Raw genomic sequence first — 529 nt, forward strand, 5'->3', positions numbered from 1 at the left:
ACTTTGACCAAGAAGTGTCGAACATGAACGGTAACCGAGTGGTAGCCATGCACCTTATTGGCAGCCATGGCCCAACTTACTTCCAACGTTACCCGAAAGAGAAAGCGTTTTTCCAACCAGATTGCCCACGTGCAGACATTGAAAACTGTAGCGTCGAAGAGATCGTAAATACCTACGACAATACCATTCGTTACACAGACTTTGTCTTGGAACAAACCATCAACAAACTTAAGACGTTAGAAGACAAATATAACACTGCGTTGATTTATGTTTCTGACCACGGTGAATCGCTTGGTGAAAGCGGCATGTTCTTGCATGGTATGCCTTACGGACTTGCTCCGGATTTCCAAAAACGAGTACCGCTTATCATGTGGATGTCGCCAAGCTTTAAGCAAGCAAAACACATCAACACGGATTGTTTGTCCAAAGAAGCACAAAATGCAGGTAAGTACTCGCATGACAATGTGTTCCACTCTTTGCTTGGTATTATGGATGTAAAAACCCAAGCCTACGACGGTCAGTTAGACAT

The 529-nt window shown here is 43.9% G+C and carries 1 protein-coding gene; it reads left to right on the plus strand.

Annotation, left to right across the window (positions count from 1 at the left end; translation table 11 throughout):
- The coding region (locus tag R8O10_RS27290) for a phosphoethanolamine transferase (protein ID WP_318192243.1) at window positions 1-529 on the plus strand (529 nt) is incomplete at both ends.

The sequence above is a fragment of the Vibrio sp. 1727 genome (genome assembly GCF_033344415.1).
GTDB lineage: Bacteria > Pseudomonadota > Gammaproteobacteria > Enterobacterales > Vibrionaceae > Vibrio > Vibrio alginolyticus.